The sequence below is a fragment of the Streptomyces sp. NPDC002577 genome (assembly GCF_053594815.1).
Genome location: NZ_JBSFWK010000026.1, coordinates 47,809 through 62,899 on the forward strand (window position 1 = coordinate 47,809; position 15,091 = coordinate 62,899).

At 70.5% G+C, this 15,091-nt stretch carries 15 protein-coding genes; 8 read left to right on the top strand and 7 right to left on the bottom strand.

Annotation, left to right across the window (positions count from 1 at the left end; all coding sequences use genetic code 11):
- Window positions 1-3 precede the first annotated feature (3 nt).
- Window positions 4-516, top strand: a complete 513-nt coding sequence (locus ACWD4J_RS27500) for an EF-hand domain-containing protein (RefSeq protein WP_451398105.1) — start codon at window positions 4-6, stop codon at window positions 514-516.
- Window positions 517-571: 55 nt separating this feature from the next.
- On the opposite strand, the gene ACWD4J_RS27505 is transcribed toward ACWD4J_RS27500, so the two are convergent.
- Window positions 572-2,107, bottom strand: a complete 1,536-nt coding sequence (locus ACWD4J_RS27505) for a class I adenylate-forming enzyme family protein (protein ID WP_451398106.1) — start codon at window positions 2,105-2,107, stop codon at window positions 572-574.
- A gap of 216 nt (window positions 2,108-2,323) precedes the next feature.
- Here ACWD4J_RS27505 and ACWD4J_RS27510 point away from each other — a divergent pair, with 216 nt between their 5' ends.
- From ACWD4J_RS27510 to ACWD4J_RS27525, 4 genes are all read left to right on the top strand, one after another.
- Window positions 2,324-3,517 carry an amidohydrolase family protein gene (locus ACWD4J_RS27510; RefSeq protein WP_451398107.1) on the top strand — a complete coding sequence of 398 codons (1,194 nt, stop codon included), beginning with the start codon at window positions 2,324-2,326 and terminating at the stop codon, window positions 3,515-3,517.
- Window positions 3,518-3,524: 7 nt separating this feature from the next.
- Entirely contained in the window at window positions 3,525-4,706 is a 1,182-nt protein-coding gene (locus ACWD4J_RS27515; protein ID WP_451398108.1) for an acyl-CoA dehydrogenase, read from the top strand.
- A 7-nt stretch (window positions 4,707-4,713) separates the two neighbouring features.
- Entirely contained in the window at window positions 4,714-5,625 is a 912-nt protein-coding gene (locus ACWD4J_RS27520; protein ID WP_451398109.1) for an acyl-CoA dehydrogenase family protein, read from the top strand.
- A gap of 370 nt (window positions 5,626-5,995) precedes the next feature.
- Window positions 5,996-6,517, top strand: a complete 522-nt coding sequence (locus tag ACWD4J_RS27525) for an ATP-binding protein (protein ID WP_451398110.1) — start codon at window positions 5,996-5,998, stop codon at window positions 6,515-6,517.
- Window positions 6,518-6,958: 441 nt separating this feature from the next.
- On the opposite strand, the gene ACWD4J_RS27530 is transcribed toward ACWD4J_RS27525, so the two are convergent.
- Complete coding sequence (locus ACWD4J_RS27530) at window positions 6,959-7,885, bottom strand: cyclase family protein (protein ID WP_451398111.1); 927 nt, start codon at window positions 7,883-7,885, stop codon at window positions 6,959-6,961.
- Between the two features lie 101 nt (window positions 7,886-7,986).
- Here ACWD4J_RS27530 and ACWD4J_RS27535 point away from each other — a divergent pair, with 101 nt between their 5' ends.
- Window positions 7,987-8,898 (top strand): SDR family oxidoreductase, encoded by a 912-nt coding sequence (locus tag ACWD4J_RS27535; RefSeq protein WP_451398112.1) that lies wholly within the window; start codon window positions 7,987-7,989, stop codon window positions 8,896-8,898.
- A gap of 22 nt (window positions 8,899-8,920) precedes the next feature.
- Window positions 8,921-9,970 (top strand): Zn-dependent alcohol dehydrogenase, encoded by a 1,050-nt coding sequence (locus ACWD4J_RS27540; RefSeq protein ID WP_451398113.1) that lies wholly within the window; start codon window positions 8,921-8,923, stop codon window positions 9,968-9,970.
- A gap of 66 nt (window positions 9,971-10,036) precedes the next feature.
- Here ACWD4J_RS27540 and ACWD4J_RS27545 read toward each other — a convergent pair whose 3' ends face one another.
- Window positions 10,037-11,104: a GlxA family transcriptional regulator gene (locus ACWD4J_RS27545; protein WP_451398114.1), complete on the bottom strand. Its 1,068-nt coding sequence runs from the start codon at window positions 11,102-11,104 to the stop codon at window positions 10,037-10,039.
- Window positions 11,105-11,272: 168 nt separating this feature from the next.
- Between ACWD4J_RS27545 and ACWD4J_RS27550 the strand changes: the two genes are divergently transcribed.
- Window positions 11,273-12,589, top strand: coding sequence for an MFS transporter (locus ACWD4J_RS27550; protein WP_451398162.1), 1,317 nt, complete (start codon window positions 11,273-11,275; stop codon window positions 12,587-12,589).
- A gap of 1 nt (window position 12,590) precedes the next feature.
- Here the strand turns inward: ACWD4J_RS27550 and ACWD4J_RS27555 are convergent, their stop codons facing one another.
- The 4 genes from ACWD4J_RS27555 to ACWD4J_RS27570 form a co-directional block, all read right to left on the bottom strand.
- Window positions 12,591-12,989, bottom strand: a complete 399-nt coding sequence (locus ACWD4J_RS27555) for a PIN domain-containing protein (RefSeq protein ID WP_451398115.1) — start codon at window positions 12,987-12,989, stop codon at window positions 12,591-12,593.
- Window positions 12,986-13,255, bottom strand: coding sequence for a hypothetical protein (locus ACWD4J_RS27560; RefSeq protein WP_451398116.1), 270 nt, complete (start codon window positions 13,253-13,255; stop codon window positions 12,986-12,988). The genes ACWD4J_RS27555 and ACWD4J_RS27560 overlap by 4 nt, the downstream gene beginning before the upstream one ends.
- Before the next feature lie 91 nt (window positions 13,256-13,346).
- Window positions 13,347-13,967: a flavin reductase family protein gene (locus ACWD4J_RS27565; protein WP_451398117.1), complete on the bottom strand. Its 621-nt coding sequence runs from the start codon at window positions 13,965-13,967 to the stop codon at window positions 13,347-13,349.
- Between the two features lie 74 nt (window positions 13,968-14,041).
- Window positions 14,042-14,908, bottom strand: a complete 867-nt coding sequence (locus ACWD4J_RS27570) for an enoyl-CoA hydratase/isomerase family protein (RefSeq protein ID WP_451398118.1) — start codon at window positions 14,906-14,908, stop codon at window positions 14,042-14,044.
- Between the last annotated feature and the right edge of the window lie 183 nt (window positions 14,909-15,091).

Here is a 15,091-nt window from a genome sequence, read left to right on the forward strand (position 1 = left end):
CCCATGGTCAGCACCGAGTACGAACGCAAGATCGCTGCCCGTTTCGCCACGTTCGACCAGGACGGCAACGGATATATCGACCGCGAGGACTTCAGCGGCGCCGCCAAGTCGCTGCTCGCCGAGTTCGGTACGACGGCCCGGTGCGACAAGGGTCAGGCCCTGTACATCGGGGCTGAGGCGTTCTGGCAGGGCATGGCGGGGATCGCGGACCGGGACGGCGACCAGCGGATCTCCCGCGACGAGTTCGTGAACGGTGCGGTGAAGCGGCTGCGTGACAACCCGGAGCGGTTCGCCGAGATCGCCCGTCCCTTCCTGCACGCCGTGCTGGCCGTCGCCGACGCGGACGGGGACGGCGCGGCCACCGTCCAGGAGACCGAGCGCGTGCTGAAGGTGCTCGGCGTGCGCGACGACATCGCGGCCGCGGCCGCCGCGACACTCGACTCGGACGGCGACGGCCGCGTCGCGGAGGCGGAGATCGTCTCCGCGTTCGCGCGCTACTTCACCGTTCCCGAGTAACCCGCTCGCGCGGCGACCCTGGGGTTCACGCCTCCAGGGTTCATGCCTCCGGGGTTCACGCCCCCGCGAACCGCTCCCGCAGCTTGTACTTGAGGACCTTGCGCAGGGTCTCGTTGCGCGGAAGGGCGTCCACCAGCTCCAGCTGCTCCGGCAGCTTGTGCACGGACAGCCCTTCCGCCCGCAGATGGGCCGTGACCGTCTCCAGCGTCAGCTTCTCGGCCCCCGCCGGCTGTTCCACGACCGCGCAGACGCGCTCGCCCCGTTCCGGGTCGGGCAGCCCGATCACGGCGACATCGCCCACGGCCGGGTGCTGATGCAGCAGGTCCTCGATCTCCTTGGCGGAGATGTTCTCGCCCTTGCGGATGATGACGTCCTTGACGCGTCCCGTCAGCACCAGGTGTCCGCCGGGCGTGAGATGCCCCAGGTCTCCCGTGATGAGGAAGCCCTCGGTGTCGAAGACCTGCGCGCTCTGGGCCGGATCGAGATACCCCTGGCAGACGGCCTCTCCGCGCAGCCGCACCTCGCCGTCCGTCCCCGCGGGCAGCGGAGCGCCCTTCGCGTCGGTGATCCGTATCTCCATGCCCTCGGGCGGACGGCCCTCCGTGGTCGCGAGGTTCTCGGCGGTGTCGTCCGGATCGCCCATGGTGATCATGGGTACCTCGGTCATGCCGTAGCCGTGCGCAAGCCGGCAGCCCATCTCGCGTACGACGGCGTGGTACAGCTCGGGCGGCTTCGGTGCGCCGCCGCCGGCGAGCAGGCGCAGCGTCGGGAGGAGCTTCCGGCCGGGCTGTCTGCGCTGCTCGGCGAGGAACATCGAGTAGAAGGCCGTCGAGCCGCCCGCGATGGTCACGCCGTGCCGCCGGTAGCCCTCCAGCGCCTCCGGCAGCGCGAACTGCTCGAACATGACGGCCGGTACCCCGTACAGCAGCAGCATGACGGTGTAGTCGGGCCCGCCGATGTGGGCGAAGGGGAAGGCGATCGAGCCGACGTCGTCCGTCGACAGGCGCAGGGCGTGGGCGAGACAGGCGCCGCCCGCGATCAGCGAACGGTCCGTGTGCAGCACGCCCTTGGGGTCCGACGTGGTGCCCGACGTCCAGTAGACCCAGCGGACCTGCGTGCCGTCGGCGGGCGGCGGGGGCAGTACGGCGGGGTCGCCCTCCGGGAGCGAGTCGTACGCCTCGAAGACGCCCTTCGCGTCGAGCCGCCGCGCCATCGCGGTGTGGTCGAAGCCCCGCCAGACACCGGGGACCGCGAAGAACTCGGCCTTCGACTCCGTCAGCGCGAAGGAGACCTCGCGGTCCCGGTAGAAGGGGATGACCGGTGACTGCACCGCGCCCAGCCGGGCCAGCGCGAGGGAGAGCAGGGCGGTCTCGATGCGCGTGGGCAGCTGCCAGGCGACGACGGTCCCGGGCCGTACGCCCATGCCGTACAGACCGGCCGCGACGCGCTCGGCGCGGTCCCGTAGGGCGCCGAAGGTGAGGCGCCGGTCGTCCTGGAGCAGGACAGGGGCGTCGGGGGTGAGTGCGGCGCGGCGGTCGACGAGCTCCCAGAGCGTCCGGGACGCGCCCAGTGCGTGTGCGGTGTCGGTCACGGCGTTCCGTCCCCTCGTAACTGACAACAACTGACGACTAGTCAGATCGTGCCGAGAGCGTAGGGCTCGGCGCCTTGCCGGTCCAGGGGTGCGGGGCTAGCCTGGCTGCAGGAAAATATCTGACGGATCGTCAGAAGTGCCGAGGGTCGAACAGCGACGACGGGCGCCGGCGGGCCGGGTACGGGCCACCGGAAACGCCGGAGGGAACACGGACACATGACCGAACTGCCTCGGATCATCAGCGTCGACGACCATGTGATCGAGCCGGCGCATCTCTTCGAGACCTGGCTGCCGGAGAAGTACCGCGACCACGGCCCCAAGCCGCTCACCGCGGGCATCGGGGAGCTCGCGTACGTCGGCGGGAAGTACCAGATCACCATGGACCCGGACGGCCCGCCGACCGACTGGTGGATCTACGAGGACCTGAAGTTCCCGTACAAGCGCAACATCGCCGCCGTCGGCTTCGACCGCGACGACATGACGCTGGAGGGCATCACGCGCGCGGAGATGCGGCGCGGTTGCTGGGACCCGGCCGAGCGCCTCAAGGACATGGACCTGAATCATGTCGAGGCGTCGCTCTGCTTCCCGACCTTCCCCCGCTTCTGCGGTCAGACGTTCGCCGAGGCGCACGACAAGGAGGTCGCGCTCGCCTGCGTACGCGCCTACAACGACTGGATGGTCGAGGAGTGGTGCGGTGACAGCGGCGGCCGGCTCATCCCGTTGTGCATCGTCCCGCTGTGGGACATCGAACTGGCGGTGGCCGAGATCCAGCGGAACGCGGCCCGCGGCGTGAAGGCCGTGACCTTCAGCGAGATCCCGACCCACCTCGGGCTGCCGTCCATCCACTCCGGCTACTGGGACCCGTTCTTCGCCGTCTGCCAGGACACCGGCACCGTCGTCAACATGCACATCGGGTCGTCGTCCCAGATGCCCGCCGCGTCGCCCGACGCCCCGCCCGCCGTCCAGGCGTCGCTGTCCTTCAACAACGCCATGGCGTCGATGATGGATTTCCTGTTCTCAGGGGTGCTGGTGAGGTTCCCGCGGCTGAAGCTCGCCTACAGCGAGGGCCAGATGGGCTGGATCCCGTACGCCCTGGAGCGCGCCGACGACGTGTGGGAGGAGCACCGGGCGTGGGGAGGGGTGCGCGATCTGATCCCCGAGCCCCCGTCCACCTACTACTACCGGCAGATCTTCTGCTGCTTCTTCCGCGACAAGCACGGGGTCGCCTCGCTGGACGTGGTCGGCCGGGACAATGCGACCTTCGAGACCGACTACCCGCACGTCGACTCGACCTTCCCGCACACCAAGGAGGTCGCCCTCGACCACGTCAAGGGCCTCGACGACGAGACGGTCTACAAGCTGATGCGGGGCAACGCCATCCGCATGCTCGACCTCGACTTCGACAAGTAGCGCGCGCGTGGACCTCACCTGCACCGAGGAAGAGGAAGAGTTCCGCGCGGGCCTGCGGGAGTGGCTGGCGAAGGTGCTGCCCGCGCTCCCGCCGAAGCCCGACCCGGGCGACTGGCCCGGGCGCAGGGCGTACGACCTCGGCTGGCAGCGGATGCTGTACGACGCCGGGTACGCGGGACTGCACTGGCCCGCCGACGCGGGCGGCCGCGGGGCGACCCCGACCCAGCATCTGATCTTCCTGGAGGAGACGGAACGGGCCGGGGCGCCCTATGTCGGCGCGAACTTCGTGGGGCTGCTGCACGCGGGCCCGACGATCGCCGCGGAAGGCACGCCGGAGCAGCGGGCCCGCTGGCTGCCGCCGATCCTGCGCGGCGAGGAGGTCTGGTGCCAGGGCTTCAGCGAACCGGACGCGGGCTCGGACCTGGCATCCCTGCGTACGAAGGCCGTCCGGGACGGCGACGACTACGTCATCACCGGCGCGAAGATCTGGACGTCGCACGCCGAGGTCGCCGACTGGTGCGAACTCCTCGTACGCACGCAGCCCGTCAGCGACGACGTGCCCAAGCACCGCGGCATCACCTGGCTCGCGATGCCGATGGACGAACCCGGCGTCACGGTCCGGCCGCTGCGGACCCTCGCGGGCTCGACGGAGTTCGCGGAGGTCTTCCTCGACGAGGTGCGGGTGCCCGTCGCGAACCGGGTGGGAGAGGAGAACGACGGCTGGCGCGTGACGATGGTGACGCTGTCCTTCGAGCGCGGCACGGCGTTCGTCGGCGAGGTCGTGGCCTGCCGGCGGGTGCTCGGGGAACTCGCCCGTGAGGCGCGGGCGAACGGCCGCTGGGACGATACCGCGCTCAGACACCGCCTGGGCAGGCTGAACGCGGAGTTCCGGGCCCTGTGGCGGCTCACCCAGTGGAACGTCAGCGAGTCGGAGAGGACCGGCGGGGTCCCGGGCGTCGGGGGTTCGGTCTTCAAGCTCCGCTACTCGCACGCCCGCCAGGAGCTGTACGACACCGCGGCCGAGGTCCTGGGCCCGGGTGCGCTGGACCTGTCCCGCGAGTGGACCCTGGACCGGCTCTCCTCGCTCTCGTACACCATCGCCGCGGGCACATCCCAGATCCAGCAGAACATCGTCGCCGAGCGCATCCTCGGCCTCCCGAAGGACCGCGACGGACGGAAGGATCGGTGAGCCCGGGGTGCACTTCCAACTGACGGACGACCAGCGCGCCTTGCAGTCGGGCGTACGAGAGCTGCTGGCCGGCCGCTTCGGGCGCGAGGCGCTGCGGGCGGCCGTGGACCAGGCCGGTGTGGACGGGGCGGCGGCCAGGCTGGACCGCGCCCTGTGGCGCGAGCTCGGCGAGGCAGGTTTCTTCGCGCTGCGTCTGCCGGAGGCGGAGGGCGGGGTCGGGCTTGGACTGCCGGAGGCCGTACTGGCCTTCGAGGAGGCGGGCCGCGCCCTGCTGCCGGGACCGCTGGTGGCCACGCACCTCGCCGCGGGCACCGTCCCCGGGGCCGCCGAGGGGCTGACGGTGGTCACGGCCGTGGACGGGACGCTGGTGGAGTGGCTGGACGAGGCCGACGTCGTTCAGGGAGACGCCGTCGGGGCCGTGCCCCTGCGCTCGGTCGATCCGCTGACGCCCTTGCACAGCGTGCCCGCCGTTCTGCCCACGACGGCGGGCGCCGACCACTCTTCGGTCGGGCTGCTCACCGCCGCCGAACAACTCGGCGGCGCATCCCGCACCTGCGACATGGCCGTCCTATACGCCCGCGAACGGCAGCAGTTCGGCCGCCCCATCGGCTCCTTCCAGGCGGTCAAGCACCTGTGCGCCCAGATGCTGGTACGCACCGAGGTGGCGCGGGCAGCGGTCTACGCGGCCGCCGTGACCGCCGACCCGCTCGACATCGCCGCCGCCCGGCTCCTCGCCGACGAAGCGGCGGTGCGCGGGGCCCGCGACTGCCTCCAGATCCACGGCGGCATGGGCTTCACCTGGGAGGCCGACGTACATATGTACCTGAAACGGGCATGGGTGAGGGCCCGGCGGGGGCCGGGTGCGGCGGCGCACGAGGAGTCCCTGGCGGCGGACCTGCTGCTGGCGGAGAAACGGTAACCCTGCGTCGATACACGGTTGTGTCCTACGTGTGACTCGTCACAACGAGGAGTCACGTCCCGGCTCGGGTACCTTGTGTGGGATGCGACCGGTTGTGAGACTGAGCCATCCCGGAGTTGCCCCTGCGGCGACGCCGGAGCGCGCGATGCGCGCCGGTCACAGGGCATGGCGGAGCCACGTACCCGCCTGTTCGACCCCCCGCAGCACGCGTCGCACAGTATGCCGCACGCGTACTCCTTCGCGCTGGAATATGCCCGAAGCGCTTGTTGGGGTGACTGTACGTCAACCATGCTGTCTCACAACGGGATCACGATCCGTGACCCCGTGGAGGCGCGAGGCGATGTGTCCGCCGGTTCGGATGGTGTGAGCGGTGCAGGTGCTTCAGGTGCAGATCGAGGTCCGGCCCGACCCCGCGGAAGTGGGGCGCGCCCGGAGATGGGCCAGGTCGCGGCTCGCCGGGTCCGGCATAGAGGTCGACGAACCGCTGGCCGAGACGCTGGTCCTGCTCGTGTCCGAACTGGTCACCAACGCCGTCGTGCACACCGGCTGTCCCGCTGTGCTGCGCCTCCTTCTGCCCTGTGTGCCCGCAACCCCTCCGGGCACGGTCCGCGTCGAGGTCGCCGACTCCAGCGCCCGCGCCCCGCGGCCGCGGCAGGCCGAAGGCGACGAGACGAACGGGCGCGGCCTGGCGCTGGTCGACGGACTCGCCGACCGCTGGGGCTGGCAGCACGAAGGGGCGGGCAAGCGCATCTGGTGCGAGGTGGACCGCTGCGAGGCGGCGGCGGCCTCGACCGCAACGTCGTACGAGGCGACGGCGCATGGAGGTGCGGTGTACGGAGGCTCGGCATTCGAGGGTGCGGCGTACGAAGGGGTGCGGGCTGAGGCCGTTTAGGCGGCAGGCGCGCCGGGCGTGCCCGCGATGTGTTGCGGAAGGGGCCTTGCGGCTCAGGTCGTTGGGCAGGCGGTGTGCCGTACGCGGGCTTGCGTCCCGAGCTGAAGTGCGCGCGAGATCGCGCCCTTGCATGCTCCCCTACGCGCCCTGATAAATCAGGCATAAGTTACATAACACCCGAGCGGGTGTTGACGTGAGGTGTCCGATTCATCACCCTTGTGGTCAGCGATTCGCGGCGAGGGGACGCCGAGGGCGTCCATCACCGGGGTCCTCGGCGAGTGCGGATCGCGGCGTGGCACCGGCACCTTGCGGGGGCACAGGGGGTGTGGTGCCGGCACGTCGGAGTTGGATGGCGGTGCGCGGTTCCGTGCTCGGGGCGGGTGCGGCGCGCCGCCACTCCACCTCCACGGCCTGGAGGGTCGCGGCCTGGGGGATCGCGGTCTAGAGGATCGCGACCGGCGCCACCGGAGTGCCCGTCCCGCCCACGAACGGCTCCGGCATCGCGGACAGCAGGAAGGCGTAACGCCCTTCGTCCGCGCAGGCCTCGGAGAGCTCCTCGAGATTCCAGTTCTGGCCCTGCAGCATGCCCATCTCGACCAGGTCGAGCGCGTGCACCGGCAGCCAGAGGTTGTCGATCTCCGGTGGGAAGATCTCGAAGGTCAGGGTGTCGTTCGCGACCGCCGCCACATCGCGCGCGTGGAACCACTCGGGCGTCCGCACGGAGAGCCCGGGGGACGGAAAGCCGTAACCGTGCTTGTCCCCTGCCAGATACGTCTGGATCTGCCCGGTGCGCACGAGGACGATGTCGCCCGCCCGTACCGTCGTGCCCGCGAGTTCCTCGGCCGCCTCCAGGTCCTCGGGGGTCACGGCGTGGGCCCCGTCGAGCCGGTCCGTGCCGCGTGCGCGGGCCACGTCCAGCAGGACGCCGCGCGAGACGATGTGCCGAGGCTTGTCGATGCCGCTGAACTCGGCGCCCGCGTGCGCTGTGACGCTGCTCGCGGGCCGGCCGTTGTAGATCTTCCCCGAGTGCGAGACATGGGTGAGGGCGTCCCAGTGGGTCCCCGCCTGCAGCCCCATCGTCACGGCGTCGTCGCTGCAGGCGATCGTGCCGGGACCGAAGATCTCCTGGTTGATCTGCACCATGGCGTGCAGGGGGTTGACCCGGCCCGGGATCACGCCGGTCTGTACGCCGTCCTGCTTCAGGGGCAGCGCGAGGGGGACCCGGCGCCCCGTCCGGGCGCTCGCGGCCGCCTCCCGTACGACCGCGTCCGTGATCAGGTTCAGCGTCCCGATCTCGTCGTCGGCGCCCCAGCGGCCCCAGTTGTTCACGCGCTTGGCGATGTCGTGGAACTCGGCAGGCAGTGACATCGGTCCCTCCCCGGGGCTTGTCTCCAGGTATCTGATGGGTCGTAGAATCGGCTCCCAACTGAATCTAACGGTCCGTCAGAAACCTCGGGAAGGGGACGGGCGTGGGGAACTTCCTGACAGGCAAGGTCGTCGCCGTGACGGGCGCTGGGCGGGGCATCGGCCGGGCGGTCGCCCTCGCTGCCGCCGCGGAGGGCGCGAAGGTCGTCGTCAACGACTACGGCGTCTCGGTCGGCGGCGCCGAACCGACCAGCGAGATAGCCGACGCGGTGGTCAAGGAGATCGAGTCCGCGGGCGGAGAGGCGGTCGCGGTCGCCGACGACATCTCCACGATGGCGGGCGGGCAGCGGCTCGTCGACGTGGCGCTCGCGGAGTACGGGCGGATCGACGGCGTCGTGTGCGTGGCCGGCATCCTGCGCGAACGCATGCTCTTCAACATGTCCGAGGAGGAGTGGGATCCCGTGGTGGCCACCCACCTCAAAGGCACCTTCACGGTCTTCCGCGCCGCCTCGGCGGTCATGCGCAGGCAGGGCTCCGGCACCCTCATCGGCTTCACCAGCGGCAACCATCAGGGCTCGGTGTCCCAGGCCAACTACTCGGCGGCCAAGGGCGGCATCATCTCGCTCGTCCGCAGCGCGGCACTCGGCCTGCACAAGTACGGCGTGACAGCGAACGCGGTGGCCCCCGTGGCCCGTACGCGGATGTCCGCGAACGTGCCCATGGAGCTCAAGGAGATCGGCGAGCCCGAGGACGTCGCGGCCCTCGTCGTCTACCTGCTCAGCGACCGGGCCAGGGCCGAGAACATCACCGGCCAGGTGTACACGATCGCCGGCCCCAAGATCGCCGTATGGGCCCAGCCCCGGGAACTGCGCGCCGGCTACGCGGACGGCTCCTGGACCCCGGAGAAGATCGCCGACTTCCTCCCGGGCACGGTCGGCACGGACCCGATGCCGATGCTGGCGCGACTGGAGGAGATGGCGAGGGCAGCAGCGGCGAAGGAACGTCCGAACGCGTAGAGAACGTGGTGAGGAGTCTGCGATGCGAGGCGTGATCTTCGACGGGAAACAGATCCAGGTCGTCGACGACCTGGAGATACGGGAACCCGGGCCGGGAGAGGTACTGGTCCGGGTGTCCGCGGCCGGTCTCTGCCACAGCGATCTCTCGGTGGTGGACGGGACCATACCCTTCCCCGTGCCTGTGGTGCTCGGACATGAGGGCGCGGGTGTGGTCGAGGCCGTGGGTATGGGCGTCACACATGTCCAGCCGGGGGACCATGTAGCACTTTCGACGCTCGCCAACTGCGGGGCGTGCGCCGAGTGCGACCGCGGGCGGCCCACGATGTGCCGGAAGGCGATCGGAATGCCGCAGCAGCCGTTCGCACGGGACGGGCGGCCGCTCTACCAGTTCGCGTCCAACTCGGCCTTCGCGGAACAGACGATCGTCAAGGCGGTGCAGGCCGTGCGGATCCCGTCCGGGATACCCCTGACCTCGGCGGCGCTGATCGGGTGCGGGGTGCTGACGGGGGTGGGCGCCGTGCTCAACCGCGCGCGCGTGGACCGCGGCGACACCGTGCTCGTCATCGGCACCGGCGGCATCGGCCTGAACGTCATCCAGGGGGCGCGGATCGCGGGCGCCCTCACGATCGTCGCCGTGGACGCGAACCCGGACAAGGAGGCGGTGGCCCGGCAGTTCGGCGCCACGCACTTCCTCACCTCGACGGAGGGCGTCAAGGACGTACTGCCGCAGGGTGCGGACCACGCGTTCGAGTGCGTGGGGCGCGTGGATCTGATCCGGCAGGCGATCGACCTGCTCGACCGGCACGGTCAGGCCATCCTGCTCGGCGTCCCTCCGGCGACCGCCGAGGCGTCGTTCCTCGTCTCGTCGATGTACCTGGACAAGTCCATCCTCGGCTGCCGCTACGGATCGTCGCGGCCGCAACGGGACATCGTCCTCTACGCGGACCTGTACCGGGACGGCCGGCTGCTCCTGGACGAGCTGGTGACGACGACGTATCCGGTGGAGGATTTCGCGAAGGCCGCGGAGGACGCCCGGGAGGGGCGCGTGGCGCGGGCGGTGCTGACGTTCTGAGCGGCGCTGGACCTCATGAAGACCTCATCATGAGGCCTCATGAGGCCTCTGGACGGCCTCTGGGCTTCATGAGGCGGCCCGGTCGGCGACCAGCTGTAGCTTCGCGGCCTGGCCGGCAGGCGGTTCGGCAGACGGTCCGGAGGGCGGGCCGGCGGCGCGGAAGGTGCGCCGGTAGGCGGTCGGCGTGACGCCGAGGGCCGCCTGGAGGTGCTGGCGCATGGACTGGGGGGTGCCGAAACCGGCGTCCCGGGCCACCTGGTCGATCGAGAGGTCACTGGACTCCAGCAGCTGACGGGCCCGTTCGACCCGCTGCTGCGTCAGCCACTGGCCCGGGCTCACGCCGGCCTCCTCACGGAACCGGCGTGTGAAGGTGCGTACCGACATGGACTGCTGCTCGGCCATGTCGCGCAGCTGGATCGGCTCGTGCAGCCGCTCCAGCGCCCAGGCGCGCGCGGCAGCCGTGGTGGCCAGCTGCGGTTCGGGGACCGGCCGGTGGATGTACTGCGCCTGTCCGCCGTCGCGGTGGGGCGGTACGACCGTGCGCCGCGCGACCTCGTTGGCCACCGCGGTGCCGTGGTCGCGGCGTACGACATGCAGGCACAGGTCGATTCCGGCGGCGACCCCGGCGGAGGTCAGCACATCGCCGTCGTCGACGAAGAGGACGTCCGGGTCGACCTTGATCTGGGGGAAGACCTGCTGGAAGTGCTCGGCGTCGCGCCAGTGCGTGGTCGCGGGCCGGCCGTCGAGGTAGCCGGCGGCGGCCAGGACGTAGACGCCGGTGCAGATGGACAAAAGCCGCGTTCCCGGCCTCAGGTGGGCGAGTGCGGCGGCCAGTTCGTCCGTGAGCCGGCCCTCTTCGAAGACCGGGCCGAGCTCGTAGGAGGCGGGCACGACGAGCGTGTCCGCGGTGGCCAGCGCCTCCGGCCCGTTCGATACGTCGATGTCGAAGTCGGCCTGCGTACGCACCGGTCCCGGCGGCCGGATGGAGCAGGTGAAGACCTCGTACAGCCGTCTTCCGTCGGCGTCCCGGGCGCCACCGAAGATGCGATGGGGGATGCCCAGCTCGAAGGGCAGCAGCCCGTCCATGGCGAGGACGACGACGCGGTGTCTGCGGAGCGCGCGCACGGTACCCATGGCCCGATCCTAGCGAATGATGTCCTTCGGGCCACTCGATCTCGTTGGCGGGTACACGGGAAGCTCTTGTGTGTGACGCAGAACGACGTGACCCCGACAACCGCGGCGCCTCGCATCCAGGACGAGCCGGCCGCAGACGCGCCGACCGCGGACCTGCCGGCCGCGGATCTGCCGACCCGCCCGGTCGGCGCGGCCGTCCCGGCCAGCCGGGGGCGCACCCGCGGTCTCTCGGTGCACCGCGCCTGGTTCGTCGCGGCCGTCACCTTTGTGACGATCATCGGCGCGGCGGCCTTCCGTTCGGTGCCGGGCCTTTTCATCGATCCGCTGAACGAGGAGTTCGGCTGGTCGCGCGGCACGATCGGTCTCGCCGTGTCCATCAACCTCGCGCTGTACGGGCTCACCGCGCCGTTCGCCGCGGCGCTGATGGACCGGTTCGGTATCCGGCGGGTGGTCGCCGTCGCGTTGACCATGATCGCGCTCGGTTCCGGCCTCACCGTGTGGATGACGGCTGCCTGGCAGCTGCTGCTGTGCTGGGGTGTGCTGGTCGGCCTCGGCACCGGCTCGATGGCGCTGGCGTTCGCGGCGACCGTGACGAACCGGTGGTTCATCGAGCGCCGCGGTCTGGTCAGCGGCATCCTCACCGCGGCGGCCGCAACCGGTCAGCTGATCTTCCTGCCGCTGCTGTCCTGGCTGGTGGAGGAGCACAAGCAAGGCTGGCGCCTGGCAGCCGGGACGGTGGCGCTGGCCGCGCTGGCAGTGGTCCCGTTCGTATGGTTGCTGCTGCGCGACCATCCGGCTGATGTGGGTCTGAAGGCGTATGGCTCGCAGGAGTTCGTGGAGAAGCCCGCCCCTGTCCCGGGTGCCGCTCGGCGCGCGCTCAAGACCCTCTTCTCCGCGGCACGGACCGGTCCCTTCTGGCTGCTCGCCGGCAGCTTCGCCATCTGCGGCGCCTCGACGAACGGCCTCGTCCAGACGCACTTCGTCCCCGCGGCCCACGACCACGGCATGCCCGTCACGGCGGCGGCCTCGCTGCTCGCCGTCATCGGCATCTTCGACGTGGTCGGCACGGTGGCGTCGGGCTGGTTCACGGACCGCTTCGAGGCTCGCCGCCTGCTCGCCGTCTACTACGCCCTGCGCGGCATCTCGCTGCTGTTCCTGCCGATGCTCCTGGCTCCCACCGTCCACCCGCCGATGATCTTCTTCATCGTCTTCTACGGCCTCGACTGGGTTGCCACGGTCCCGCCGACGCTCGCCCTGTGCCGCGAGCACTACGGTGACGACAGCGCCATCGTCTTCGGCTGGGTCCTGGCTTCCCACCAGGTCGGTGCGGCCCTGGTCGCCTTCCTCGGCGGCGTCGCCCGGGATGTGTACGGTTCCTACGACATGGTCTGGTACGCGTCGGGGGCGCTGTGCGCTGCGGCGACGCTGATGGTGTTGGTGATCAGGCGGGGGCGTGCGACCGTGCCGACGGCGGTGGCGGCGTAGGTCATACGCGGATGACGCCGACGCCGGGGAAGGCGGCGAAGCCGTCGTCCTGGGTGACGACCGGGATGCTGTTGGCGCGGGCGGTGGCGGCGATCCAGGCGTCGTTGACGCGGGCCTTGGGCAGGCGACGACCGGAACTGACTATCTCGGCCATCATCTGCGACCAGACGGAGGCGACGATGCGGTCGGGCACCAGGATCCGGTGCCCGGCTGCCGTGCGGAGCGTCGCGAGCCGACGTGCGCGCGTTTCGTCGTTGCGGGCTGTGTTGACGCCCAGACTCAGCTCAGCCAGCGTGATGGAGGAGACCCCCAGCCGTCGCGGCAGCGCCGTGACCATGGGACGCCCCACCTCGCGGCCCACGAAGAAACTGGTGTCTGCGAGGGCGAGTTCACCATTCACGACACATGACCGGAGTCTCCGGAGGTGTATTCATCCGAGTCGGAGAACATGGCATCGATCTCGTCCAGCATCTCGCGATCGATCCCGCCGCCGGACTCCCAGAACTGGATCATCTCTTCAGCTGTGAGATAGGGCTTGTCACCCTCGATGACCTGGATCACCTCACCGTGGTCCGTGATCTCGACAGGGTAGGGGCCGGCGACGAGTTGCGTGAGGCGATGGGGCTCGTGCAGCTCGGACACGTCGATGCGTGTGGGCTTGTTCATGCCTCGAAGGTAGGGCGCCCACCACGCTCCGTAACAGCCCCAGCCGTACGGATCACTCGCACTGATGAGCGCCATGTGCGGAACCGAAGATTCAGTCGCTCAACCGTCCGAATCGACCCCGGTGGAACAGCAGCGGGCCCCCCGGGCCGTCGGCCTGTGTGCCCAGTGCGTCCACGCGTCCCACCACGATCAGATGGTCACCGCCAGTGTGCACGGCCTGGATCGTGCAGTCGATCCAGGCGGGCGCGCCGGAGAGGCGCGGCGAGCCGGACACCGGTGCCCGGTCGTATGCGACGCCCGCGAACTTGTCGGCACCGCTCACCGCGAAGCCGCGGCACATATCGCCCTGGTGCGCCCCCAGGATGTTGACACAGAAGACGCCCGCCCGCGCGATGCGCGGCCAGGTGGTCGATGTGCGGGTCACCATGAAGACGACGAGGGGAGGGTCGAGGGAGAGCGACGAGAAGGACTGGCAGGCGAAGCCCGCCGGACCGTCCTCCTCCTCGGCGGCCGGTGCGGTGATCACGGTCACGCCGGTCGCGAAGTCGCCCAGTACGCGCCGGAACTCGGCCGCATCGACCGGCGCGCGCTCGTCGTCCCTGACCGCACGCAGCTCCGGCCGCGGCAGCGCGTCGACGGTTCGGGCGACGGTGGGCGCCCCGACGGACCTGAGGTATCGGACGACGGTGGCCGCCATCCCTGCGTGTCCCATCACACCATCCATTGAAACTGACGGATCGTCAGAAGTGAAGGTGTTCGGCGACCGCTGTGATGCAGCGCTGTGAATCAGCGACCCTTGTATGCCGGAGGGCGGCGCTCCACGAACGCGGCCACGCCCTCCTGCGCGTCCGCCGTCGACATGTTGATCTCCTGAGCCATGGCCTCGGCCGCGAAGGCCGTCGCGCGGTCCGAGTCGAGGGAGGCGTTCACCAGGTGTTTGGTGAGGGCGATGGCCCGGGTGGGGCCGGCGGCCAGCCGCTGTGCCCACTCGCGGGCCGTCTTCTCCAGCTCGTCGGACGGGACCACACGGTTGACGAGTCCGAGCCGTTCGGCCTCGGCGGCGGGGAGCGGGTCGCCGAAGAACATCAGTTCCTTGGCGCGCTGCGGACCGACGAGACGGGGGAGCAGATACGCGCCCGCGCCGTCCGGCACCAGTCCGCGCCGTACGAACACCTCGATGAACTTGGCGGATTCCGCGGCCAGTACGAGGTCGCAGGCGAAGGCGAGGTGGGCCCCGATCCCGGCGGCCGTGCCGTTGACGGCGGCGATCACGGGCTTCTCGCAGTCGAGGACGGCCGCGATCAGACGCTGGGCACCGAGCCTGATGGTCCGTGCCACGTCGCCGGGGATCCGCTCGGCGCTGGAGGGCGATCCGCGCAGGTCGGCCCCCGCACAGAAACCCCTGCCGGTCGCGGTGATCACGACGGCTCGTACGGCGGGGTCGGCGGAGGCGTCGGCGAGCAGCCGGATGATGTGTTCTCGCTGGTCCCAGGTGACGGCGTTCATGACCTCGGGCCGGTTGAGCGTGATCCACGAGACGCCGTTGTCAGTGGCGTGCAGTACCAATGACTCGACGGATTCTTCGGGGCTGTCGGGGGATTTGGGAGCTTCGGGGGAGTGGTCGGAGGCTGTCGCGAGGGGGGCGTCGGTCATGGGGGAGTGGCTCCGTTCGGTAGGGCGGTTGGCTCGTGCGTGGGTGCGGGCGACGGCGGCGGCGTGGGTCCGTGCCCGGGATGGGGTGGCGGCGTGGGTCCGTGCCCGGGATGGGGTGGCGGCGTGGGTCCGTGCCCGGGATGGGGTGGCGGCGTGGGTCCGTGCCCGGGATGGGGTGGCGGC

What these genes read in the sequence shown, in the direction of transcription:
- ACWD4J_RS27500 (WP_451398105.1), top strand. Translation starts at nt 4, where the DNA reads ATGGTCAGCACCGAGTACGAACGCAAGATCGCTGCCCGTTTCGCCACG.
- ACWD4J_RS27510 (WP_451398107.1), top strand. Translation starts at nt 2,324, where the DNA reads ATGACCGAACTGCCTCGGATCATCAGCGTCGACGACCATGTGATCGAG.
- ACWD4J_RS27530 (WP_451398111.1), bottom strand. Translation starts at nt 7,885, where the DNA reads ATGTCACTGCCTGCCGAGTTCCACGACATCGCCAAGCGCGTGAACAAC.
- ACWD4J_RS27540 (WP_451398113.1), top strand. Translation starts at nt 8,921, where the DNA reads ATGCGAGGCGTGATCTTCGACGGGAAACAGATCCAGGTCGTCGACGAC.
- ACWD4J_RS27545 (WP_451398114.1), bottom strand. Translation starts at nt 11,104, where the DNA reads ATGGGTACCGTGCGCGCGCTCCGCAGACACCGCGTCGTCGTCCTCGCC.
- ACWD4J_RS27560 (WP_451398116.1), bottom strand. Translation starts at nt 13,255, where the DNA reads ATGAACAAGCCCACACGCATCGACGTGTCCGAGCTGCACGAGCCCCAT.
- ACWD4J_RS27565 (WP_451398117.1), bottom strand. Translation starts at nt 13,967, where the DNA reads ATGGGACACGCAGGGATGGCGGCCACCGTCGTCCGATACCTCAGGTCC.
- ACWD4J_RS27570 (WP_451398118.1), bottom strand. Translation starts at nt 14,908, where the DNA reads ATGACCGACGCCCCCCTCGCGACAGCCTCCGACCACTCCCCCGAAGCT.